This window comes from Streptomyces sp. NPDC048182, assembly GCF_043202555.1.
In the GTDB taxonomy this organism is placed as follows: domain Bacteria; phylum Actinomycetota; class Actinomycetes; order Streptomycetales; family Streptomycetaceae; genus Streptomyces.
In genome coordinates, this window is the sequence record NZ_JBIDAQ010000010.1 from 21,902 (window position 1) to 43,592 (window position 21,691).

The window sequence follows — 21,691 nt, forward strand, 5'->3', positions numbered from 1 at the left end:
GCCATTGACCTGGCCGCCGCCTTCGACCCGGGCGCGGCGGCGTCCCGGGCGACCAACGCGATCCTCGCCGACACGCTGCACGGCACCGAGCGGGGCGTCGTCGTGGACTCCCCGCCGGGCGCCGGCAAGTCGACGCTGGTGGTCCGGGCGGCGCTGGAGCTGGCCGAGGCGGGCCGGCCGCTGATGGTGGTCGCGCAGACCAACGCCCAGGTGGACGACCTGGTGCTGCGGCTCGCCGAGAAGGCCCCCGAGCTGCCGGTGGGCCGGCTGCACAGCAGCGACAGCGACCCGTACGACAAGGCGCTCGACGCGCTGGACCAGGTGCGGACGTCCGCGAAGGCGGGCGACCTGGCGGGGCTGCCGGTGGTGCTGTCCACGGCCGCGAAGTGGGCGCACGTGTCGGTGGACGAGCCGTGGCGGCACGCCATCGTGGACGAGGCGTACCAGATGCGCTCGGACGCGCTGCTGGCCGTGGCCGGGCTGTTCGAGCGGGCGCTGTTCGTCGGCGACCCGGGGCAGCTGGACCCGTTCTCGACGGTGGGCGGCGAGCAGTGGGCGGGCCTGACCCACGACCCGTCGGCCTCCGCGGTGACCACCCTCCTCGCGCACAACCCCGGCCTGCCGCAGCACCGACTGCCGGTCTCCTGGCGGCTGCCCGCGTCGGCGGCGCCGCTGGTGTCCGAGGCGTTCTACCCGTACACGCCGTTCCGCGCGGGCACCGGCCCCGCCGACCGCCGCCTCACCTTCTCCACCCCCTCCGACGGCTCGGGCCCCGACCGGGTGATCGACGAGGCGGCGGAGTCCGGCTGGGGCCTGCTGGAACTCCCCGAGCGGCACACGCCCCGCACGGACCCGGAGGCGGTGGCGGCGGTGGCGGCCGTCGTCCAGCGGCTCCTGGAGCGAGGCGGCGCGGCCGTCTCGGAGCGCTCACCGGACCCGGTCCCGCTGACCGCCGCCCGCGTCGCCGTCGGCACCGCGCACCGCGACCAGGCGGCGGCGGTACGGGCCGCGCTGGCCGGCCTCGGGGTGGGCGGGGTGACGGTGGACACGGCCAACCGGCTCCAGGGCCGCGAGTACGACGTCACAGTCGTCCTGCACCCCCTCTCCGGCCGCCCCGACGCCACCGCCTTCCACCTGGAGACCGGCCGCCTGTGCGTCCTGGCCTCCCGCCACCGCCACGCCTGCGTCGTCGTCTGCCGCGCGGGCGTCGGCGACCTGCTGGACGCGTATCCGTCGACGGAGCCGGTGCAGCTGGGGGAACTGGTGAAGTTCCCGGACGGCTGGGAGGCGAACCACGCGGTACTGGCCCACCTGGCCGGCCACCGGGTGCCGTGGTCGCCCTGACCCGCGGCCGGAGGCCCTCTTGCACGCGCGCGGGACAATGGACGGTGGTCCACTGCACGACAGTACGAGGAGGAGAAGACATGGCGGAGCCCACGCCGCGTCGGAACGAACCGCGGCTACGCCCCGCACCCCTGCTCTTCGAGCCGGCGGAGGCGGCCGGCGACCCGGAGCACTTCTTCGCCCTAGAGTCGATCGACGACCCCCGCGCGCTCCTGGACCGGGCGACGGAGCTGACGCAAGCCTTCAGGGCGGCGGCCGACCGGGCCCTCGAGTACCAGGCGGTGGCGGCGGCGCAGCTCGCCGACCCGCGCCGGTTCGACCGGCTGACGCCCGCGGACATCGCCGAGCGGGCGGAGTGGACCGAGGACTACGCGAAGAAGATGGTGGAGTTCGGCCGCGACCTGATGCGCGGCGGCGAGGACCACGGCCCGCGCCTGGACTGACCCGGCCCCCGGGTGACGGGACTCGCATATGCCAGGTGCGCAAGATACCCGGCACCTCCCCGCCCCGTCCCGGTTTCCGGCAACTCAGCGCGACGACTTCCTCACCACCGGTAGATCTATGCGTCATGAGCCTCACACCGGAAGCCGCGCGCAAGGTCTCGGACGTCACCCCCGACGGCGCCGCCTGGCTGGCGTCGGCGGGCGCCTACCCGCGCGGCACGCTCGCGCTGTGGGACGAGCGGCCGGACGCCCCGGTCGTCCTGCCCTGCGGGACCGCCTTCGACGTGGTGAGCGTCCCCGCGATGTTCGGGCGCCGGATGCTGGACCGGATGTGGCAGGAGGGCCCGGGCTCGGGTCCCGTCGCCGAGTTCCGGGGCCGCATCCTGCTGTTCGCCGCGCCCGGCACCGCCCACCGGCTGCCGTCGCTCCTGGAGTGGGAGGAGTGGGGCGGACGCGCCCGCCCCGACGCCCGCAACGGCACCGTGCCGCCACTGCTGTGCCACGGCGCCGGCGACGCGGTCACCGTGCCCGCCCCGCTGGGGCCCCCGGCGCGTTCCGGTTCGCGCTGGCTGGTCGCCCCCGACACCCGCCGGCCGTGGCTGCCGGGGCCGGAGATCCTGCTCTGGGCGGCGGTCCGGGCGGCCCGCGCGGGGGTGCGGATTTCGATTTCTCCTCGCGCCGACCAGGATGCTAAGGTCTACGACGTCAGCAGGCGCCGCTAGCTCAGTTGGTTAGAGCAGCTGACTCTTAATCAGCGGGTCCGGGGTTCGAGTCCCTGGCGGCGCACCGACGACGAAGGCCCCCTCGCAGCAGCGAGGGGGCCTTCGTGTCGCGTACTCCCGCGCGCTCACCCCGGGGTGATCCGCACCGTCCACGCCCCCGACGCGGTCCGCCCCTCCACCACCACCCGGACCCCGTCCCCCGGCACCGTGAAGCTCTCCCCCACGCCCACCGGCGCGTCCGCGAGCGGCGGGTAGACGGAGTCCTCCGCGCACGCCTCCGTGCCCGGGTGGGCGTCGATCACCTGGACCGGGCCGCCGCCCGACTCCGTATCGCCGCGCACCCGGTAGACCAGCACCCCCGCCCGGCAGGCGGCGGCGTCCTCGCCGACCGGCCCGCGCGCCTCGAAGGCGAGCACGCTGTCGCTGCCGGTCCGCACCACCGCGAGCTTGGTCCCCTGCCCGAGCCCGAAGGCCGGCGCCCCGGCCGCGCCCGCCGTCACCACCCCGGGCCCTGCGCCCAGCGGCTCGAGGGTCAGCCGGGTCGGCCCGCTGCCCCGTACGCAGGCCACCTGCCTCGGATCGAGCCAGCCCAGCTTCCACTTGTGCCAGGCGAACAGGTCCGGGGCGAGCCCGAACTGGCTGCCCATCAGGTCCCAGTCCCCCACATGGGTGTCCCAGTCGCCGTTGCTGTCCCCGTCACCCGGCCGGTGGTAGAGGTCGGGCAGGTCGAAGACGTGCCCGGTCTCGTGGGCGAGGACCAGCCGGTCCGGCGGATGGTTCTCGAACACCGTGACCACGCGCCGGATGTCGGTGCCGTCCGCCCGCAGCGGGGTGTCCAGGTTGACGACCTTCGTGGCGTCGGAGTCCACGCCGGGCGCGTCCGGGTCGGCGACGAAGTAGACGAGGTCGTAGCGGGAGAAGTCCACGTGCCGGTCGGCGGCGGCGAGCGCGTCGCGCAGGTAGGCGGCCCGGTGCTCGGGGCCCCAGTCGCGCTGTATGTCGTACGCCGTGGACGGGCGCGGCATGGGGATCCACTCGTGCAGCGGATGCGGGCGGAGGTCGAACCTGCCGTAGGAGGCGTGCCGGAAGAAGCGGGTGGTGGCCGGGAAGTGGTCGGCGGCGAGTTCGGCGGGCGCGGTCCGGGGGCGGGAGTCCGGGAAGGACAGGAAGACCATCACCGCGTCGAGGGAGCGCGCCGGGCGCGGATAGGCGGCGTTCCAGGTGTCGAGGCCCTCGGAGTGGTGGGCGTCGGTGCGCTGCAGGGCGCAGGGCGTCGGGGAGAAGGGCTCGGCCACGGAGGGGGCGGTGACCAGGGAGGTCGCGGCGAGCGCGGACATGGTGGTGCACACCGCGGCCGTGCTGCGCAGCCGGGGGCGGGGGGTCCCGGGGGTGTCCGCCGGCCGCGGTGACATCCGCCTGAGGGCCTCGCGCGGGAGTCGCCTCAGCGGGAGCTGGCGCGGCACAGGGACCTCCGATGCGGTTCGCGGGACACCGCACCCAGCTTGTGCAGGTTTGCCGTACTGCGCCCTGTTCGCCTGCACCGGACGGGTGAGCGGGCGCGGATTTCGCCGAGGGCCGACGCGGGGCGCGGGCCGGGCCACTCACGGAACGTCACAACTGGTCGGGGGCGTAAGGAAGGCGTACAGCCCTGGACGGAATCGGTCGGCCGAAGCGCCAACTCGGTCCGGAAAGCGGTACGGCGGCTGGAAGGGCCTCCCGCCAGCCTCTATGATCGGCACACTTTCCTGCACCAACGAAGCACGACGGAGCACGGCAGAGCACGGCGGACAGAGATCGAGGCACTGCGGGAGCGAGCGGTGAGCGGAACCTCCGAAGGGCCGACGCCTGTGGCCGACCTCGACCGGTCAGCCGTCACAGAGCGTGATGTCGAGCTGGCCGCACGTACGGGCCGGACGGACCAGGTGGACCCCGGGACGCAGTTCACGAACCCCGACGACCCCCGGATCGTCCCGGCCTACCGTTCGGCGTTCAGTACCGCGCCCCTGGCCATGGCGGTGGTCGACGCCGAGGGCGCGGTCGTCAGCGCCAACGACACGCTCGGCACCCTGCTCGGCACCGACCCGGCCGCGCTGGCCGGGCGCGCGGCGGCCGACCTGGTCGACCTCGCCTCCGACGCGGGCACCTGGCACGCGTACGGCGAGGTGCTGCGCGGCCACCAGCCCCGGCTGCGCTGCACCCGGCGGCTCAAGCGGGCCGACGGGCACGCCCTGTGGGCGCAGGTCACGCTGGCGCCGCTGGACGGGGGCGCGCCGGGCCTGCTGCTGTCGGTCGCGGACATCAGCGCGCGGCGCGAGCTCCAGGCCCGGCTGCGGCACCTCCAGATGCACGACCCGGTGACCCGGCTGCCCAACCGCGCCCTGTTCTTCGAGCGCCTGACGTCCGTGCTGGAGGAGGACGACGGGTACGCGGGCGGCGGCACCGGCCGGATCGGCCTGTGCTATCTGGACCTGGACGGCTTCAAGGCCGTCAACGACACCCTCGGCCACCGCGTCGGCGACCGGCTGCTCGCCGCCGTCGCCGAGCGCCTCACGCGCTGCGCGGAGGAGGCCGGACGGGGCAGGGCCGGAGTGCCGCTGGTGGCCCGCCTCGGCGGCGACGAGTTCGCGCTCCTGGTGGAGGACTCCACCGGCACCGACCAGCTCGCCGAGCTGGCCGAGTCCGTACTGACCGCCCTGGCGGCCCCCTTCGAGCTGTCCGACCGCCGCCTGTCCGTCACCGCGTCGGTCGGCGTCGTGGAGCGGCACACGGCGGGCACCACGCCCACCGCGCTGATGCAGGCCGCCGACACCACGCTGTACTGGGCGAAGGCGGACGGCCGGGCCCGCTGGACCCTCTTCGACCCGGAGCGCAACGCGCACCGCATGACCCGGCAGGCGCTCGCCGCCACACTCCGACCGGCCATCGACCGGGGCGAGTTCGCGCTGGAGTACCAGCCGCTGGTGGGCATGGAGGACGGCCGGGTGCGCGGGGTGGAGGCGCTGGTGCGCTGGAACCACCCGGAGTTCGGGGTGTTGACGCCGAATCGGTTCATCTCCCTCGCGGAGGAGGACGGTTCGATCGTGCCGCTCGGCCGCTGGATCCTGCGCACGGCGTGCCGCCAGGCCCGGCGCTGGCAGTTGGCGCACCCGGAGGAGCGGCCGATCTTCGTCAGCGTCAATGTTGCGGTCCGCCAGGTCTGGGACTCCGACCTGGTCGCGGACGTGGCGAAGACGCTGGAGGAGACGGGGCTGCCCCCGCACCTCCTCCAACTGGAGCTGACCGAGTCGGCGGTGATGGGCTCGGCCGGCCGCCCCCTGCAGGCCCTCCAGGCGCTCAGCGACATGGGCGTGCACATCGCCATCGACGACTTCGGCACGGGCTATTCGAACCTGGCCTACCTCAGCCGCCTCCCCGTCTCCGTCCTGAAGCTGGACGGGGCCTTCGTGCGCGGCTTCCAGTACGACGGGAGGGGCGCGGAGCGCGAGGCCGCCCCCGCCGGGTCCGCCAGCCCGGCCGACGAGGTGATCGTGGAGGCGATGGTCCAGCTGGCCCACCGCCTCGGCCTCACGGTCACCGCCGAGTGCGTGGAGACCTCCGACCAGGCCAGACGGCTGCGCCGGATCGGCTGCGACACCGGGCAGGGCTGGCTCTACTCCCGCCCGGTGGCGCCGGACCGCATCTCGGCGCTGCTGGGCTCGGCGGCGGCCGAGGCGGCTGCCGGTCAGGCGGCTGCCGGGAACCCGTAGGCGTCGGCGATGAGCTGGTAGGAGCGCAGCCGTACGTCGCCGCCGTGCGCGTTGGCGGTGAGCATCAGCTCGTCGGCGCCGGTGCGCTTCTGGAGGTCGTCCAGGCCGGCGCGGACCTGGTCGGGCGTGCCGTGGATGACGTTGGCGTTCCACGACGCGACGAACTCGGCCTCCATGGGGCTGAAGTCGTACGCCTCGGCCTCCTCGGGCGTCGGCACGAGGCCGGGCCGCCCGGTGCGCAGCCTGACCATGTTGAGCGCGGCGGCGAGCACCTGCCGCCGCGCCTCGTTCTCGTCCTCGGTGGCGAGGGCGGAGACGCCGATGAGCGCGTACGGCTCCGCCAGCACGGCGGAGGGCCGGAAGGACTCCCGGTACAGGTCGAGGGCGGGGACGGTGTTCTGCGCGGAGAAGTGGTGCGCGAAGGCGAAGGGCAGCCCGAGCGTGCCGGCGAGCCGCGCGCTGAACCCGGAGGACCCGAGCAGCCACACGGGCGGCCGGTGCGGGGACTGGACGCCGCCGGGGCTGGTCGCCTGGACCGGGCCCGGCACGGCGTGGATCCTGCGATACGGATGCCCGTCGGGGAAGTCGTCGTCGAGGAACCGGATCAACTCGGCGAGCTGCTGCGGGAAGTCGTCGGCGCCTTCGTTGAGCCGGTCGGTCCGCCGCAGGGCCGCCGCGGTGGCCCCGTCCGTCCCGGGCGCCCGCCCGAGCCCGAGGTCGACCCGCCCCGGCGCCATCGCCTCCAGCGTGCCGAACTGCTCCGCGATGACGAGCGGCGCGTGGTTGGGCAGCATGACGCCGCCCGACCCGAGCCGTATGCGCTCGGTGTGCGCGGCGAGGTGGGCGAGGATCACGGCGGGCGAGGAGGAGGCCACACCCGGCATGGAGTGGTGCTCGGCGACCCAGTACCGGTGGAACCCCCGCGCCTCGGCACTCCTCGCGATCTCGACGCTGGTCCGCAGCGCGTCGGTGGCGGTCCGCCCCGCGCCGACGGTCACGAGGTCCAGCACGGAGAGGGGGACCGGGGCGGTGCCGTGGGCTGCGCCCCGGATCTCGGCGGCGGCGTCTGCGGGCATGGCGGGGTGCCTCCTGGGGTGGGTTCCGTTGGCGCCCCTTGCTAACAGGAGGGGGTCTCCGGTTATTCCCCGCCGGGCTCCGTGGTGGCTGGAAGATCATTGGTCGGGAGCCAGGGGGTTGAGGTTGCGCCTGGTCGATGACAGCGTGCCCCTTCAGCCACACCGAACGACGCGTCGCTGGTGCTGACAAAGGCCCCGACCGGTGGGGCGCTCTGGGGGGGATCAGTGGGTACGGCACAGGGTGGCGCGGCGGCGGAGGCGCGACCGGTACTGGAGCTGGCGGGGCTCAGCCATGCGATCGGGGGGCGGACGCTGTTCGACGGCCTCTCCCTGTCGCTGAGGGCGGGTGAGTCGGTCGCCGTGAGCGGGCCCAGCGGCTCCGGGAAGAGCACGCTCCTGTCGTGTGTGCTCGGTCTGATCAAGCCGGACAGCGGGACGGTGGCCGTGACGGGTACGCCGGTGACCGGCCTGCGGCCGTCGGGGCTGGCCCGGCTGCGGGCGCGGTCGATCGGCATGGTCTTCCAGTTCGGTGAACTCTTACCGGAGCTGAGCCCGGTGGACAACGTGTGCCTGGCGGCCCTGTTGGCCCGTAACGGTCGCAGGCGGGAGGCGCGGGAGCGGGCCGAGCGGCTCCTCGACCGGCTCGGCGTTCCGCGGGCCCGCACCAGCCAGGAACTCTCCGGCGGAGAGCGACAGCGCACGGCTGTGGCCCGCGCCCTCATCAACGAGCCCGCGCTGCTGCTGGCGGACGAGCCGACCGGCGCGCTGGACGCCGAGACCCGGGACATGGTCGCGGATCTGCTGTTCGGCTTGCCGCAGCAGTACGCGTGCGGCCTTCTGGTGGTCACTCACGACGCGTCCGTGGCCGCCCGCGCTGACCGCACGCTCACCTTGTCGGCCGGGACGCTCGAACCGACCGCCGCCGGTGGGGCACGGTGATGTCCGGTGCGAGCACGGGCGGGCTGGCCCGACGGCTCCTGATGGTCGGCCACGCCGCCGGTCGGCGGGCGGAGGCCGGTGGCATCCGCGCTGTCGCCCTCCTGCTCGCCACCGTGGTCCTGTCCGTCACGTCGACCGGCCTGGCGGCGGTGCACGCGGTGTACGTCGGGAAGGAGGACCGACGGGTTGCCAGGACCCCGGCGGTCCTGGATCAGGCGCCCCCTCGGGCATCCACCACGTGGCTGGTGGGCTCCGACTCCCTGGTGGGCGAGCGGCGGTTCAGCCTGGTGTTCCTGGCTCCGCGCGGGCCCGACGCGCCGCTGCCGCCGGGAGTGGAGCACTGGCCGGCGCCCGGCCAGGCCGTGCTGTCACCGGCGCTGCGGAAGGCCGGGGCGGCCGAGGACATCGACCATCGCTACGGCGGGTTGGCCGGGACCATCAAGCCCTCCGGACTCGACGAGCCGTCCGAATGGCTCGCCTACGTCCGTCCACGGGACGGACTCACCGACAAGCCGCCCAGCGATGTCGTCGTCGGCTTCGGAACGGCGGCCGACGGGCGGCTCGCGCCGGGCGCGGAGCCCGGATCGGGGCGCACCGACGACAAACCCGAGTCGATGTTCCTGGCCGCCGTGGCCGGCATGCTCGGCCTGCCGGGACTGGCCCTGCTGCTGATCGCCGTACGTACCGGAGCGCACGCGCGCGACCGCAGAACGGCGCTGGTCGCCGCGCTCGGTGGCCGGCGCGGGGATCGGGCCCTGGTGGCCGTCGGCGAGGCGGGGCGCCCGGTGGTGCTCGGTGCGGTGCTCGGCGGCGCGGCCGCCGCGTGGGCCATGCTCGACGACCTCGACCTCCCGGTCACCGGCTACATCCTGTCCGGCGAGCATGCGTCAGCACGGCTGGTGGATCGCGCTCACCCCTGCCGTCGCCCTGGTGACGGTCCTCGCGACGGTCGTCGTGGCCGAACTCGCCCCGCGTCGGCGGTCCGCGGGGACGCGCCCGTACGGTGCGGTCGTCTCCACCTGGCTGCCCCGCCTCGCCGCGTTCTTTCCGGTGGCGCTCCTGGTCGCCGTGCGTGGCCCCGACGTCTTCGGGTCCGACTCGGGGCAGCGCACACTGGTCGGCTGGGCGGGCATCGCGGGCACCATGCTGACCCTCCCCGCGGCCATGGCGGTCACCGCCGCGGCCGCCGGGCGGCTCCTCACGCGCTGGGGACGGTCGTGGGGGCTGGCCGGGACGCTCGTGGCGGGGCGTCGCGCCAGCACCCACCCCGGCAGCACCGCCCGCCTGGTCACCGGGGTCACGGTGGCGCTGATCGTCCTCCTGCAAGCAGTCGCCTGGCAGGGGCTGTTCGGCGCGCAGAGCGCCGACGCGCAGCGCACCCTCGACCGGATCGGCAGGAGCGCGCTCACGGTCGGCGCCCGGGGCGACGTGTCGGACACGGACATGACCACGTTCCTGAGCCGGCTGCCGGACGGCACCGACGCCGTGCTCCTCGCGGGAACGACCGAGGGCGCCGGTCGGATGGATCTCTACGGCGACTGCCCGGCCCTGGCCACCTTGCACCTTCGGTGCCCCGCGTCCACGGCCCGGGTCAGCGGGGCACCGGATGACCCCAGGCTGGGGGAAGTGATCAGGCGGACCCCGCACCAGACGCTGGTCACGGAGATCCACCGCACCGGCCTGCGTACGCTGGCCCACCGCGCGGCCGGCGCCACCGAGGACGCCTCCCTCTTGCTCGTACGCCGTGACGGGCGCGCCCTTCCCGTCGCCGCGGTCAAGCGGCTGGCGTACGAGGTGTTTCCGCGGGGAGCGCGGGCCACCGTTCCGGGGGAGGACGAGCTGACGGCGGGCGTCCCCAACCGGGATCAGGGGCGGTGGAGCGCCTTGCTCGGTCTGGTCGGCGTCGGGGTGCTCACCGTCGCCGCGGGCCTCAGCGCCATGGCGGAGTTCCTGCGCCACGGGCGCGCGCTCGCACCCCTTTCCGTGCTGACCGGTGGGATCCGCGTCTTCCGGGTGAGTGCCGCGTGGTCCGTCTTCATGCCGCTTCTCCTGGCGGCCCTGGCCGGAAGCACCGTCGCGGCCGCCCTCGCCGACCCGGTCTCGGAGAGCGACGACGCCTTCCTCACCCGTCGGCTGACCTCATCGGCCGCGGGCACGGTCCTGCTCATCGGCGTTCTGATGTGGGCGTGGGCCGCCACGGTCGCGGCCCGCCAGGCCCACCTCTGGCGCCCACGCGGCGACTGACCGGCTGGCCCCCCCGGAGGCTTGAGCCGTTACCGAATGAGGTCGCGCGAGCGCTCTGGCGAGAGCGACCTCTCGGTCACCCTACGAAACAGCTCCTGGAAGTGCTCCAGTTGGGCCGCCGACTCCAGAAAGGCCGTGCCGTGCGGTGCGTCACGGACCACCGTGTCCAGGCGCGGCACCGGCCCACCCACGTGGACCATGGCGCTACCGGCCCCCGCGAAATCGTCCAGCGAGAGCGGGATCACCCACACCGTGACTTCACATCGAGTCCGCACTCCGCCGGGGTGAGTGAGGAGCGGCTACGTCGGCTGGTGGCCAACTACCACTGCGCGGAAGCCGAGGACGGGTCCCTGTGAGTCGAGCCGCGGGGCCCCGCCCTACGCCTCCGCGGCGCGTCGCAGGGTGAGCCAGAAGGTCGGGAACGGGTTGGTGCCCGGTGTCACGTCGGTCAGCTGCCAGCCGGTGAAGCGGGAGCGCAGTTCGTCCGCGGTGGCTCCGAAGACGCCGTCGTCGAACGCCTCGGGCCCGTACACGAACATCAGCAGGCGTGCGCCGGGGGCGGCACGCCGGGTGATGCCCTCCGCGTAGGCGTCGCGGCGGTGCGGCGGGATGCCGCAATAGCAGCTGAGGTCGAAGAACAGGTCATAGGTGCCCGGAGCGCCCGCCTCGTCGAGCCTCGTGGCGTCCGCGCACAGCACTGTGACGTCCGCCCCTGACGCCGCGGCCTTCTCCCGGGCCTGCAGGACCGCGCGCTCGATCAGGTCGACGGCCGTCACCCGCCAGCCGTGCCGGGCCAGGTACACGGCGTTGGTCCCGGTGCCGCAGCCGAGTTCGAGAACCCGGCCCGGCGGCGGCGCGTCAGGTCCCTCCACCAGGGCCACCAGCTCGGGCGGGGCGACGCCGCTGTCCCACGGCGGCTTGCCGTCCCGGTAGTAGTCCTCCAGCGCCCGCCGCACGGTCGCGGATGCGGTCAAGGGATCCGGCGGACAGAGCGCGAAACGTCCCGACAAGCGGACCGAGCGCACGCGCGAAAGGATCGTCGCGGCGGCGCGGGACCTGTTCGTCGCCCAGGGGTACGGGGCGACGAGCCTTCAGGAGGTGGTGGACGCCGCGGGGGTCGCCGTGCAGACGGTGTACTTCGTCTTCCGGAACAAGCGCGCCCTGTTCAAGGACGTCGTGGACACCTCCATCGCCGGCGATGCCGAACCGGTGGCCACCATGGACCGCGACTGGTTCCGCGCCGCGTGCGCCGAGCCCACGGCCGCCGGTCAACTGCGCATCCAGGTAAGGGGGGTGCGGGACATCCTCGGTCGTGTCGCCCCGATCATGCCGCTGATCGCGGCCGCCGCCGCCACGGACCCGGAGATCGCCGCTCAGTGGCCCGCCGGCCCCGACCCGCGCTACACCGTCCAGCACACCTCGGCCAAAGTACTGACCTCGAAGCCCGACGCCCGGCCCGACGTCGACACCGACCGCGCCGCGGACCTGCTGTACGGCCTGCTGAGTCCCGAGCTGTACCTGATCTTCGTACGGGACCGGGGCTGGACCCCGGAGGCATGGGAAGGGTGGGCCTGCGCGGCTCTGACCGCACAGCTCTGCTCGGGCGATCCCGTCCCGGCCGAGTGAAGGTGCGCGCACAGGGCTATGGGAGTGGGCGACTGTGAGAGGTCGTCACGTCCAGCTCCTCAGGTCCGCCAGGAAGTCGGCGTAAGAGTCGTTCTTGCCCTTCGGCGTGGGGATCAGGTGGTGCTCCAGGGCCTTTCGCATGACCAGAGGGCCGTCGCTCTCGCGGAAGGCGGGCGCGACGAGCCGTTCCTTGAGTTCCCCTTTGGGGTCCTTGATCCGGCCTGTGTCCCTGCCGCGCAGCCCTGGCGGGAGCTTCCACTTCGGATGCAGGAGTGGGAAGGCCTCAGGGAAGAGCAGGAGCCAGCCCTCGGACTCCCATGCCGCCAGCGCGAGTGCGGTGGGGTGGAGGCCGTGGCACTGCCGGGAGAGTTCGTCCGTGACCGCCGTACGGGCCTTGGCGTAGTGCGGGTCGGTGAAGCCGTCCATGTCCTCGTGGATCACGAATCCGGCCAGTTGCGCCTTCTGTTGAAGCGCTTTGGCTCGCGCCTTGCCGACCAGTGCTCTCACCGCGGTGGTCAGGTCGGGGCCCGTCTTCCTGCGCAGTCGGACGGGGTCGTTGATACGGACCAGATTGGCGGCTCCGGCCAGGTCGGGCCGATGCGCACGTATCAGTGCCGCCATGATCTCGCAGTCGTTCTTGTCCTCACCGGCGAGAACGATCACTCGGTCCGGCGAACCACTCCGCCGGCCGCCGCCCCGGCCCTTGCCGCTCACAGTGCCTCGCCGGTGAGGTCTCCGCCGAGTACGCCCGAGAACCACAGCTCGCCGAGCGGCTGGTCGCCCGACTCCGCGACGATCTCCTCGACTTCGCCAACCGTGAGCGCCGGGATGATCGACGCGCCGTCGTCGTCCCGGTCGCAGACGACGAACTCGTCGGGGCGGAGCCGGTTGACGAGGGCGGGTGAGTGGGTGGCGACGATGAACTGAGTGCGGCCCGAGGCCTCGCGCAGCCGCTGCACGATGAGTTCCAGCGCCTGCGGGTGCAGTCCGTGGTCGATCTCCTCGATGCAGGTGAAGGCCGGAGGGTGCGGGTCGTAGAGCAGCGCGAGGAGTCCGAGCAGCCGGACGGTGCCGTACGAGGCGTCCGCCAGCGGGGTCAGGCGGCGCAGGCCGCGCTCACGCAGGACGACGGCCAACTGGTCCGTCGAACCGCCGGCTTCCTCGAACTCGATGTCCTCCAGTTGCGGGAGGACCAGCCGGGCGTCTTCGACCAGGTTCTCCCAGACGTCGTCCTGGGAGCTGAGGCTGATCAGGAACGCCGCGAGGTTCTCGGCGCGAGGCGCCAGCTTCGTCATGTCCGCGGACCGCAACCGGTTCGGCATCCGGGCCGCGTTGACGTCTACGTCGAAGACCCGGAAGGAGGAGAGGCGGTCCGCGACGCGGGTCACCTCGTCGCCCCCGTCCGCGGGGCCCAGACGGGGCAGTGTGGACAGGCCGCTGCTCAGGCGACGGATACCGATGCTGCTTCCACTCCCCTCCTCCTTGCCGGCGCGTCTGTCGACCACCCGGGCCTCCCCGCCGGTGATCGTGATGCGCCGCCCCCGGCCCTGCGTCCGCTTGAACACGAAGCTCTCCTCGCGGGAGAGGGTGTACGCGGCTCGGCCGGTGTCCCGGTTCGACGGCAGGGAACGGCGCCGAATCGTCAGGCTGTACTCGTCGGGCGCGGTGAGTGTGGAGTGACTCGTCCACGTCGCCTTCAACTGGACGCGCATCGACGTCGGGGGCCTGACCCCGCCCCAGAAGGCCACCTCGTCGAACCCGCCTCGCGCGTCCAGCGCGGGCTGGAGGTCCGTGCGGATGATGTCGGCCAAGAAGTCAAAGACCTTCAGTACGTTCGACTTGCCCGCGCCGTTCGGCCCCACCAGCACGGTCAGCGGACCGAGCGGGACCGTCACGTCGCGCAGGCTTCGGAAGTTCTCGACGTGGAGTTCGAGGAGACGGCTGGGCATGGGAGGAACCTATCCGGTGCGGGCTACGCCTCGGGGCCGACCCGGCGTACCGCCTGGTCGCCTCGGGGGCCGAAGAGGTGGAGGATCTCGACCGTGTGGTCGCCGGCGGGGCCGAACCAGTGGGGCTGCCTCGTGTCGAACTCCGCGACCTCGCCCGGGTGGAGGACGCGGTCCGTGTCGGTGAGGAGGAGGCGGAGGTCGCCGGCGAGGACGTAGAGCCACTCGTAGCCGTCGTGGGTGCGCAGGGCCGGTTCGCGGGGGGACAGTACGTGCTTGAAGACCTGGACGCGGCCCGGGTAGCGGGTCAGCGGGACCAGGACGCTGCCGTCGGGGCGGGAGTGCGGGGTGAGGTGGACTCGGGGGTCGCCGGTCGGCGGGGCCGCCACCAGGACGTCCAGGGCCACGCGGTGGGCGCGGGCCAGGGGGATCAGCAGGTCCAGGGTGGGGCGGCGGATGCCGGACTCCAGGCGGGAGAGGGTGCTCACCGAGATGCCGGTGCCGGCCGCCAGGGTCTCCAGGGTGAGGCCGCGCTCCCGGCGCAGGGTGCGCAGGCGGGGGCCGATGGCGTCCAGGATCGTCTCGACGTCCGGGTGCGGGGCTTCCGCTTCCGTGTTCACGTCGGTCAGTGTGCGCGCTTTTGCCGAGTCCGCAAATCCGCTCGGTGGGGGGAGGCGGGCGCGCCGAGGCTTGGGCGGTGATCGATTCCACGAGCGGTACCTCGTCCGCGCTCGCCGCCTCCCGGCGGTGGAGTGTGCTTGCCGTCTGCTGTCTGAGCATGTTCCTGGTCGGGCTCGACACCACCGTCGTCAATGTCGGGCTGCCCGCCATCGGGCGGGGGCTCGGGGTCGGGACGCGGGGGCTGGAGTGGACCGTCGACGCCTACACCGTCGTCCTCGCCGGTCTGCTCGTCTCGTCCGGGGCGCTCGCCGACCGGTTCGGGCGGCGGCGGGTGTTCCAGGTGGGGCTGGTGCTGTTCGGGGCCGCCTCGGTGGCGTGCGCCCTGGCGCCGGGGGTCGGCGTGCTCGTCGCCGCGCGGGCCGTGCAGGGGGTCGGGGCCTCCATGCTCAGCCCGGTCGCCCTCGCCATCGTCGTGAACGCCCTGCCGGACCCGGCGGAGCGGGCGCGGGCCATCGGGATCTGGGCGTCGGTGTTCGGGCTGAGCATGGCGCTCGGGCCGGTGACCGGCGGGGTGTTGGTCGACGGGCTGGGGTGGCGGGCCTTGTTCTGGGTCAACCTTCCCGTCGTGGTCGTCGCGCTGGTGCTCAGCGCGGTGGTCGTGCCCGAGTCGCGGGCCGCCCGGGCGCGGCGGCTCGATCTGCCGGGGCAGGTGCTGCTCACCGTCGTCGTGGGGGTCTGGGTCGGTGTGCTCATCGAGGGGCCGCATCTGGGGTGGGGCGCCGAGGTGATGGTCGCGGGGTACGGGGTCGGGGCGGCCGCCCTCGGCGGGTTGGTGTGCGTCGAACGGCGGCGGGCCGAGCCGTTGATCGACCTTCGGCTGTTCCGTAGGCCGGCGTTCGGCGGGGCGGTCGTCGGGGCCGTCGCCGTGTTCGTCGCGCTCCATGTCACCCTGCTGCTCAACACGCTCTACCTGCAGCACGGTCGGGGCTTCTCGCCGCCGGCCGCCGGGGCGGTGACCCTGCCCATGGCGCTGGGGGCGACCGTGTGCGCGCCCTGGTCGGGGAGGCTCGTCGGGCGGGTCGGGGCGAGGGTGCCGTTGACGCTCGCCGGTTCGTTCATCGGGGCGGGCGGGCTCTGCCTGGTCGGGCTCGACGCGGACACCGGGATGCCGGTGCTGCTCCTCGCCCACCTCCTCATCGGCGCCGGCTTCGGCTTCGCCAACGCCCCGCTCACCGACTCCGCCGTCAGCGGCCTGCCCCGCGACCGCGCCGGGGTCGCCGGCGCCGTCACCTCCACCGCCCGGCAATTCGGCGCCGCCGTCGGGATCGCCCTGGTGGGCGCGTTGGTGGCGGGGCGGGCTCCCGAGGAGCTGGCGGGGGCCTCGCGGCCGGGGTGGGCGCTGGTGGCCGGGTGCGGGGCGCTGCTGCTCGTGTTGGCCCGCGTCGTGTTGGCCCGCGCGGGAGGCGGCCCGGTGCGCGAGTTGGCCCGCGCGGGAGGCAGCCCGGCGCGCGAGGCGTGAAGGGGGTTCGGGCGGCCATACGTACGGCGTGGCAGTCACGCGACAGCACGTCCACCGGGCGAGGACCGCGTCCTCGGTCACCTTCGGTGTCCTGATCCTGCTCAACTCCGCCGACGCGCTGTGGGATCCGGGCGGATGGGCGTGGACCGCGCTGGGCGTCACGGTGTGGGTCGCGTTCAACGTGGCCACGTCCGTCCTGGCCGTCCTGTGGGTCGTCCGGCGCCGTGCGCGGCGGCGCCTTGAAGTGCGCCGTGCGGGTAATCCGTAGGCCATGGCCGATCTGGCAGCGGGCAAGTTCATCGACTTCACCGGCGTCCTCTGGGCGGACATCGTGCTGAACGTCGCCTCCCTCGTGCCCGTGCCCGGGCTGACCCTGTGGATCGCCTGGGGGATCCGGGAGCGGCGGCACGGCGTGCGGGGCGCGGCGGAGATGAACCGGGATCCGAAGCGGAGCATCTTCGCGCGGAGGCCGCGTACGCGGTGGCGGCTGGCCTGGCTCTCGGTCGCCGGGGCGCTCGTGCTGGTGGGGGTGGCGGGTGTGCTGGCCCTCCAGGATTACGACGGGGCCGACTCCGCGCTCCCGATGGGCGTGCTGTACCTGGTGGCCTGGGCCGTCTGCATGCCGCTGCTGCGACCGCGGCACGCGGACGGCCCGGACTGAACGGCCCCGTCAGGTCTGCACCACCGGCTCCCGGCGGAACAGCGTGCCCAGTTCGGGTGCGTTCACCCGGCGGTCCGTCAGCCGCAGGGCCTCCCAGACGGTGACCTGGTTGGCGGTGAGGACCGGCTTGCCGAGTTCCTTCTCCAGGAGCGGGAGGTGCGCCACCGTGTGCAGCGCCGTGTCCGGCAGGAGCACCGCCTCGGCCGAGGGGTGGTCGGCCGCCCGGGCCAGCGCCAGGACCTCCGACTCCGTCCACGTGCCGACCTCCGCCGCCGTGACGACGCCCGAGCTGACGACCGCCACCACGTCCAGGCCGGCCGCGCCGAGGAACTCCTCGAAGAGCCGCGCCACCTCGTCCGGGTACGTCGCACCGACCGCGACCCGCCGCGCGCCGACCTCCGCCGCCGCGTGCGCGAAGGCGAAGGACGTGGAGGAGGCGGGGACGCCGGCCGTCGTCGCCAGGTCGCGGACCTGGTCCTGGGCGCCCTCCCAGCCGTGCACGAAGCTGCCGGAGGTGCACGCCCACACCACGGCCTCGGCGCCCGCGCTGCGCAGCTCGGCCATGCCCGCGGCGAGGCGCTGCGGTGAGCCCATCTCGCGCAGGGCGTCCACGCGGTGCGCGTCCTCGCCGATGTCGGTGTGCACCAGGTCCACCCGGATGTCGCTGCCCAGGAGCTGCTCCATGCGGGGATAGTCGTCCTCGCCGGAGTGGCCCGGGTACAGGAATCCCAGTGCTGTCATGTCCACCCTTCCTGCTGATGTTCGCCGCCGGGGACCTCGGGGGCCTCCGGCACCGCTTCCGGCAGTACGGGCCCGTCCGGACCCGCCGCCACGGGGCCCACCCGCGCCGCCGGGTCGGTCAGCGCCTGATACGGCCCCACGGCACGGGTACCCAGTCGGCGCAGCGCCGCCCACATCGTCACTTGGTTGGCCGAGATCACCGGCATCCGCAGCTCCGCCTCCAGCTGCGGGATGACGTCGTAGGTGGGCAGGTTCGTGCAGGAGAGGAACAGGGCGTCCGCCGCCCCCGGGGCACCGGCTGCCCGGCGCGCCATCTCGGCCACCTCGCGGTACGGCACCTTCCAGATGTGCCGGGTCAGCCCCATGAACGCGCAGCCGGTGACCTCGACGCCCGCCTCGGCGACGTACGACTCCAGGGCCCGGGTCACCGACACGGTGTACGGCGTGACCAGCGCCAGGCGGCGCACGCCCAGCTCGGTGAGGGCCTCGACCAGCGCGCCCGAGGTGGTCACCGAGGGGACCGTGCCCGCGTGGGTCATCGCCGCGCACATCGCCCGCTCCCCCGCCATGCCGCCGACGAAGCTGCCGGAGGTGCAGGCGTAGGCGACGGCCTCGGGGGCGACGGCGGTCAGGGCGCGCACCGCCTTGTCGAGGGTGGCGTGCTCGCTGACCAGGCGGGCCAGGTCCAGGCTGACCTCGACCGGCACGTACGGGGTGCGGGTCAGGTGCAGGGAGACGTCGTCCGGCGTCCAGCGCCACAGCTCGCGGTCGAGCGCGAAGTCGAAGGGGGCGACGACGCCGACGCCGCGTTGCGCGCCGGGACCGCCCAGGAGGAGAGGAGAGATGTCCATGCACGCACCGGCCTCACCCTGCGGAAGGAGTGGACAACGCACCGTACGCACGGCCGTGTTGACGAAGGTAGGTTCCGGTGCGAGCGTGGTCAATCCGCCCGCGTCACCGGCGGGTCAATTGCTGGTTACGCCCGTGGTCCGACCCCCACCCAGCTACTGCCGAGCACCGGAGAACCGCGCCCCGATGACCGTCCCGGCCGCCGCCCCCACCCTCCTCGTCCTGGACGCCGACCCGCTCCCCCGGCTCGGCCGGCTGACCGGCCGGGCGCGGATCGAGCACGCCGACGAGTCGACGCTGGCCGCGCGGTTGCCGGCCGCCGACGTGCTGCTCGTCTGGGACTTCACCTCGCACGCGGTGCGCCGCGCCTGGCCCGGCGACGGCCGGCGCCCGCGCTGGGTGCACACCGCCAGCGCCGGCGTGGACCATCTGATGTGCCCGGAGCTGGCGGCCTCGGACACCGTCGTCACCAACGCTCGGGGCGTCTTCGACCAGCCCATCGCGGAGTACGTCGCCGCGCTCGTCCTGGCGATGGCCAAGGACCTGCCGGCCACGCTCGCGCTCCAGGGCGAGCGCGTCTGGCGGCACCGCGAGTCGCAGCGGGTGGCGGGGACACGGGCCTGCGTGGTCGGGTCCGGGCCGATCGGGCGGGCGGTCGCGGCCACGCTGAGGGCGCTGGGCGTCAGGACCGCGCTGGTCGGCCGCACCGCGCGGACCGGGGTGCACGGGACCGGCGAGCTCGACCGGCTGCTGTCCCGGGCCGACTGGGTGGTGGCGGCGGCGCCGCTGACCGAGGAGACGCGGGGCATGTTCGACGCCCGGCGGTTCGGGGTGATGCAGCCCTCCGCGCGGTTCGTCAACGTGGGACGGGGGCCGCTGGTGGTGGAGGCCGACCTCGCCGAGGCGCTGCGCAGGCGGTGGATCGCCGGGGCCGCGCTCGACGTCTTCGAGCACGAGCCGCTGGACGCCGGCAGCCCGCTGTGGGACGTGCCGGGGCTGCTCGTCTCGCCGCACATGAGCGGGGACGTGGTGGGGTGGCGGGACGAACTGGGCGCGCAGTTCGTGGAGTTGTACGAGAGCTGGGCGGCGGGGAAGCCGCTGGCCAACATCGTCGACAAGAAGCGCGGGTACGTACCCGGACACTGACCCCGGCCCTGGGAGAGCGCATGACGGACCTCACCGACCTGACCGCCGTCCAGCTCCTCGACGGGTACCGCACGGGCGAGTTCGGCCCCGTGGAGGTCACCCGCGCGACGCTCGCCCGGGCCGAGTCGATCCAGCCGGAGGTCAACGCCTTCGTCCGGCTCACCGGCGAGGACGCGCTCGCGCGGGCCGCCGAGTCGGAGGAGCGGTGGCGGCGCGGGGAGCCGGCTGGGCGGCTCGACGGGGTGCCGGTCACCGTCAAGGACCTGCTGCTGATGCGCGGCCACCCGACCCTGCGCGGCTCGCTCGCCGTCGACCCGGCGGGTGGCCGCTGGGACGAGGACGCGCCCTCGGTGGCGCGGCTGCGCGAGCACGGCGCGGTGTTCCTGGGCAAGACCACCACGCCCGAGTACGGCTGGAAGGGCGTGACCGACTCCCCGCTGTCCGGGGTCACCCGCAATCCCCACGACCACGCGCGCACCGTCGGCGGCTCCAGCGGGGGTGCGGCGGCGGCCGTCGCGCTCGGGGCCGGGCCGCTGGCGCTGGGCACGGACGGTGGGGGGAGCGTGCGGATTCCGGCCTCCTTCTGCGGGATCTTCGGGCTGAAGCCGACGTACGGGCGGGTGCCGCTGTATCCGGCCAGCGCGTTCGGCACGCTCGCGCATGTCGGGCCGATGGCCCGGGACGCGGCGGATGCGGCGCTGATGCTGGACGTCATCGGGGCGCCGGATGCTCGGGACTGGTCGGCGCTCGGGCCTGCGGCCGGCTCGTACAGTGCGGCGCTGGGCGCGGGGGTGCGGGGGCTTCGGGTGGCGTACTCGGCCTCGCTGGGCGGGCAGGTGGCGGTGGCGCCGGGTGTGGCGGCGAGGGTGCGGCGAGGGGTGGAGCGGTTGGCCTCGCTCGGTGCGCATGTGGTCGAGGCGGATCCTGACTTCACCGATCCGGTGGGGGCCTTTCATGTGCTGTGGTTCAGTGGGGCGGCTCGGGTGGTGTCGCATCTGCGGTCTGGGCAGCGGGAGTTGCTTGATGCGGGGTTGCGGGAGGTTGTGGGGGCGGGGGCCAGGTACTCGGCGTTGGAGTATCTGGCCGCGGTGGATGTGCGGATGGAGTTGGGGCGGCGGATGGGGCGGTTTCATGAGGCGTACGACCTGTTGGTGACGCCTACCTTGCCGATCACTGCCTTTGAGGCGGGGCGGGAGACGCCGGTGGGGTCCGGGCAGCGGCGTTGGACTGGATGGACGCCCTTTACGTACCCCTTCAACCTCACCCAGCAGCCTGCCGCGACCGTGCCGGTGGGGACGGACGGGGACGGGTTGCCGGTCGGGTTGCAGATTGTCGCCGCCCGGCATCGGGACGACCTTGTGCTGCGGGCGGCGCACGCGTTGTACGAGTCGGCTCGGTAGCGGTCGGGGGGGGGTGGCGCTGACCGGCGCTGGCCGGGTGCCGCTGCGCCCACCCGTGCCGCCCCAGCGGCACGACTGCCCGCAGCGGCGGCCCGTGGCCGCAGCTGGGGTTACGTCCGGCGGAAGCTCAGCGTTTCGCCCGCCGCCCCCGTGCGCCACAGGTCGTTGCAGGCCTCGGCCATCTCCGGGAGGCCCTCCGTGATCTCGCCCCAGACCGTGCCCGGGACCCAGCCGACGTCGCCGTTGAGGAGGAGGTTGTTGCGTTCGTAGAAGAGGGCGAGGTCTACCAGGGTGGTGCCGGGGCGGACCTCGCGGTCGTAGCCGTACGCCTTGGTGCCCAACTCGGCGCCTGCGAAGGCGAAATAACACAGGTCGCCCGGGATGGGAGTGACGGTCGGGTTCTCCAGGGGTGGTTCGGATGTCGCGAAGGGCGGGAAGAGGGCGTAGATCTCGTTGCGGGCGTATTTGGCGTGGTAGACGTCGCCGGTCAGCGGGAGCGCGTTCCAGACCGCCTCGCAGGTGAGCGGGGCCCGGTCGTCCAGGAGCCGGGCCGTGCAGGTGACATCGCGCTTGACCAGGGAGACTTCGATGTAGCGATCAGTCATGCCCTCCATGGCAGTGGCATGCGGCGCCGTGGTCAAGGGGGCCTCGGGGGCGGGTGGGGCGAA

General features: G+C 73.9%; 23 protein-coding genes and 1 tRNA gene. 13 read left to right on the plus strand and 11 right to left on the minus strand.

Translation table 11 applies throughout. The features are described from left to right. The first annotated feature begins 9 nt into the window (after positions 1-9). From ACGFZL_RS20140 to ACGFZL_RS20155, 4 genes are all read left to right on the plus strand, one after another. A complete protein-coding gene (locus ACGFZL_RS20140) occupies positions 10-1,344 on the plus strand; it encodes an AAA domain-containing protein (protein WP_393693755.1) in 1,335 nt (444 codons plus the stop codon). An 80-nt stretch (positions 1,345-1,424) separates the two neighbouring features. Further along, a complete protein-coding gene (locus ACGFZL_RS20145; protein ID WP_355165578.1) occupies positions 1,425-1,787 on the plus strand; it encodes a hypothetical protein in 363 nt (120 codons plus the stop codon). Positions 1,788-1,912: 125 nt separating this feature from the next. Next, positions 1,913-2,509 (plus strand): bifunctional DNA primase/polymerase, encoded by a 597-nt coding sequence (locus tag ACGFZL_RS20150; RefSeq protein WP_355165576.1) that lies wholly within the window; start codon positions 1,913-1,915, stop codon positions 2,507-2,509. Beyond that, positions 2,500-2,573, plus strand: a tRNA-Lys gene (locus ACGFZL_RS20155). Before ACGFZL_RS20150 ends, ACGFZL_RS20155 begins: the two co-directional genes overlap by 10 nt. A gap of 61 nt (positions 2,574-2,634) precedes the next feature. Here ACGFZL_RS20155 and ACGFZL_RS20160 read toward each other — a convergent pair. After that, positions 2,635-3,972 carry a M6 family metalloprotease domain-containing protein gene (locus ACGFZL_RS20160; protein ID WP_393693390.1) on the minus strand — a complete coding sequence of 446 codons (1,338 nt, stop codon included), beginning with the start codon at positions 3,970-3,972 and terminating at the stop codon, positions 2,635-2,637. Positions 3,973-4,326: 354 nt separating this feature from the next. Between ACGFZL_RS20160 and ACGFZL_RS20165 the strand changes: the two genes are divergently transcribed. Beyond that, entirely contained in the window at positions 4,327-6,255 is a 1,929-nt protein-coding gene (locus ACGFZL_RS20165) for a putative bifunctional diguanylate cyclase/phosphodiesterase (protein WP_393693392.1), read from the plus strand. Here ACGFZL_RS20165 and ACGFZL_RS20170 read toward each other — a convergent pair. Beyond that, positions 6,231-7,331 (minus strand): LLM class flavin-dependent oxidoreductase, encoded by a 1,101-nt coding sequence (locus tag ACGFZL_RS20170; protein WP_393693394.1) that lies wholly within the window; start codon positions 7,329-7,331, stop codon positions 6,231-6,233. The genes ACGFZL_RS20165 and ACGFZL_RS20170 overlap by 25 nt on opposite strands. 225 nt (positions 7,332-7,556) lie before the next feature. Between ACGFZL_RS20170 and ACGFZL_RS20175 the strand changes: the two genes are divergently transcribed. Continuing rightward, complete coding sequence (locus ACGFZL_RS20175; protein WP_393693396.1) at positions 7,557-8,270, plus strand: ABC transporter ATP-binding protein; 714 nt, start codon at positions 7,557-7,559, stop codon at positions 8,268-8,270. Between the two features lie 368 nt (positions 8,271-8,638). On the opposite strand, the gene ACGFZL_RS20180 is transcribed toward ACGFZL_RS20175, so the two are convergent. Beyond that, a complete protein-coding gene (locus tag ACGFZL_RS20180; protein ID WP_393693398.1) occupies positions 8,639-9,154 on the minus strand; it encodes a hypothetical protein in 516 nt (171 codons plus the stop codon). Here ACGFZL_RS20180 and ACGFZL_RS20185 point away from each other — a divergent pair. Continuing rightward, the gene (locus ACGFZL_RS20185; protein WP_393693400.1) at positions 9,153-10,514 is read left to right on the plus strand and encodes a hypothetical protein; all 1,362 of its coding nucleotides are present in this window, start codon (positions 9,153-9,155) and stop codon (positions 10,512-10,514) included. The genes ACGFZL_RS20180 and ACGFZL_RS20185 overlap by 2 nt on opposite strands. 29 nt (positions 10,515-10,543) lie before the next feature. Here ACGFZL_RS20185 and ACGFZL_RS20190 read toward each other — a convergent pair whose 3' ends face one another. Together ACGFZL_RS20190 and ACGFZL_RS20195 are read right to left on the minus strand one after the other, a co-directional pair. Continuing rightward, on the minus strand, positions 10,544-10,789 hold the full coding sequence (locus ACGFZL_RS20190) for a Scr1 family TA system antitoxin-like transcriptional regulator (RefSeq protein ID WP_393693402.1): 246 nt from the start codon (positions 10,787-10,789) through the stop codon (positions 10,544-10,546). Between the two features lie 102 nt (positions 10,790-10,891). After that, positions 10,892-11,488, minus strand: a complete 597-nt coding sequence (locus ACGFZL_RS20195) for a class I SAM-dependent methyltransferase (RefSeq protein ID WP_393693404.1) — start codon at positions 11,486-11,488, stop codon at positions 10,892-10,894. 61 nt (positions 11,489-11,549) lie between these two features. Here ACGFZL_RS20195 and ACGFZL_RS20200 point away from each other — a divergent pair, with 61 nt between their 5' ends. Further along, complete coding sequence (locus tag ACGFZL_RS20200; RefSeq protein WP_393693757.1) at positions 11,550-12,140, plus strand: TetR/AcrR family transcriptional regulator; 591 nt, start codon at positions 11,550-11,552, stop codon at positions 12,138-12,140. A gap of 45 nt (positions 12,141-12,185) precedes the next feature. On the opposite strand, the gene ACGFZL_RS20205 is transcribed toward ACGFZL_RS20200, so the two are convergent. Genes ACGFZL_RS20205 through ACGFZL_RS20215 form a run of 3 tightly spaced genes read right to left on the minus strand, consistent with a single transcriptional unit; the run spans position 12,186 to position 14,706 of the window. Then, complete coding sequence (locus tag ACGFZL_RS20205; RefSeq protein WP_393693406.1) at positions 12,186-12,803, minus strand: hypothetical protein; 618 nt, start codon at positions 12,801-12,803, stop codon at positions 12,186-12,188. Positions 12,804-12,850: 47 nt separating this feature from the next. Then, a complete protein-coding gene (locus ACGFZL_RS20210; protein WP_393693408.1) occupies positions 12,851-14,089 on the minus strand; it encodes an AAA family ATPase in 1,239 nt (412 codons plus the stop codon). 23 nt (positions 14,090-14,112) lie between these two features. Further along, the gene (locus tag ACGFZL_RS20215; RefSeq protein WP_393693410.1) at positions 14,113-14,706 is read right to left on the minus strand and encodes a helix-turn-helix domain-containing protein; all 594 of its coding nucleotides are present in this window, start codon (positions 14,704-14,706) and stop codon (positions 14,113-14,115) included. Between the two features lie 77 nt (positions 14,707-14,783). Here ACGFZL_RS20215 and ACGFZL_RS20220 point away from each other — a divergent pair, with 77 nt between their 5' ends. Genes ACGFZL_RS20220 through ACGFZL_RS20230 form a run of 3 tightly spaced genes read left to right on the plus strand, consistent with a single transcriptional unit; the run spans position 14,784 to position 16,887 of the window. Then, positions 14,784-16,226: an MFS transporter gene (locus ACGFZL_RS20220; RefSeq protein WP_393693412.1), complete on the plus strand. Its 1,443-nt coding sequence runs from the start codon at positions 14,784-14,786 to the stop codon at positions 16,224-16,226. 28 nt (positions 16,227-16,254) lie between these two features. Further along, positions 16,255-16,494, plus strand: a complete 240-nt coding sequence (locus tag ACGFZL_RS20225) for a hypothetical protein (RefSeq protein ID WP_393693414.1) — start codon at positions 16,255-16,257, stop codon at positions 16,492-16,494. A 3-nt stretch (positions 16,495-16,497) separates the two neighbouring features. Further along, a complete protein-coding gene (locus tag ACGFZL_RS20230) occupies positions 16,498-16,887 on the plus strand; it encodes a hypothetical protein (protein ID WP_393693416.1) in 390 nt (129 codons plus the stop codon). A gap of 9 nt (positions 16,888-16,896) precedes the next feature. Here ACGFZL_RS20230 and ACGFZL_RS20235 read toward each other — a convergent pair whose 3' ends face one another. Both ACGFZL_RS20235 and ACGFZL_RS20240 read right to left on the minus strand, forming a co-directional pair. Further along, a complete protein-coding gene (locus ACGFZL_RS20235) occupies positions 16,897-17,628 on the minus strand; it encodes an aspartate/glutamate racemase family protein (protein WP_393693418.1) in 732 nt (243 codons plus the stop codon). Continuing rightward, positions 17,625-18,479: a decarboxylase gene (locus ACGFZL_RS20240; protein WP_393693420.1), complete on the minus strand. Its 855-nt coding sequence runs from the start codon at positions 18,477-18,479 to the stop codon at positions 17,625-17,627. The genes ACGFZL_RS20235 and ACGFZL_RS20240 overlap by 4 nt, the downstream gene beginning before the upstream one ends. 184 nt (positions 18,480-18,663) lie before the next feature. Between ACGFZL_RS20240 and ACGFZL_RS20245 the strand changes: the two genes are divergently transcribed. Then, positions 18,664-19,623 (plus strand): D-2-hydroxyacid dehydrogenase, encoded by a 960-nt coding sequence (locus ACGFZL_RS20245; protein ID WP_393693422.1) that lies wholly within the window; start codon positions 18,664-18,666, stop codon positions 19,621-19,623. A 20-nt stretch (positions 19,624-19,643) separates the two neighbouring features. Further along, a complete protein-coding gene (locus ACGFZL_RS20250; RefSeq protein ID WP_393693424.1) occupies positions 19,644-21,023 on the plus strand; it encodes an amidase in 1,380 nt (459 codons plus the stop codon). Positions 21,024-21,133: 110 nt separating this feature from the next. On the opposite strand, the gene ACGFZL_RS20255 is transcribed toward ACGFZL_RS20250, so the two are convergent. After that, positions 21,134-21,628 (minus strand): DUF3830 family protein, encoded by a 495-nt coding sequence (locus tag ACGFZL_RS20255; RefSeq protein ID WP_393693426.1) that lies wholly within the window; start codon positions 21,626-21,628, stop codon positions 21,134-21,136. Positions 21,629-21,691 lie beyond the last annotated feature (63 nt).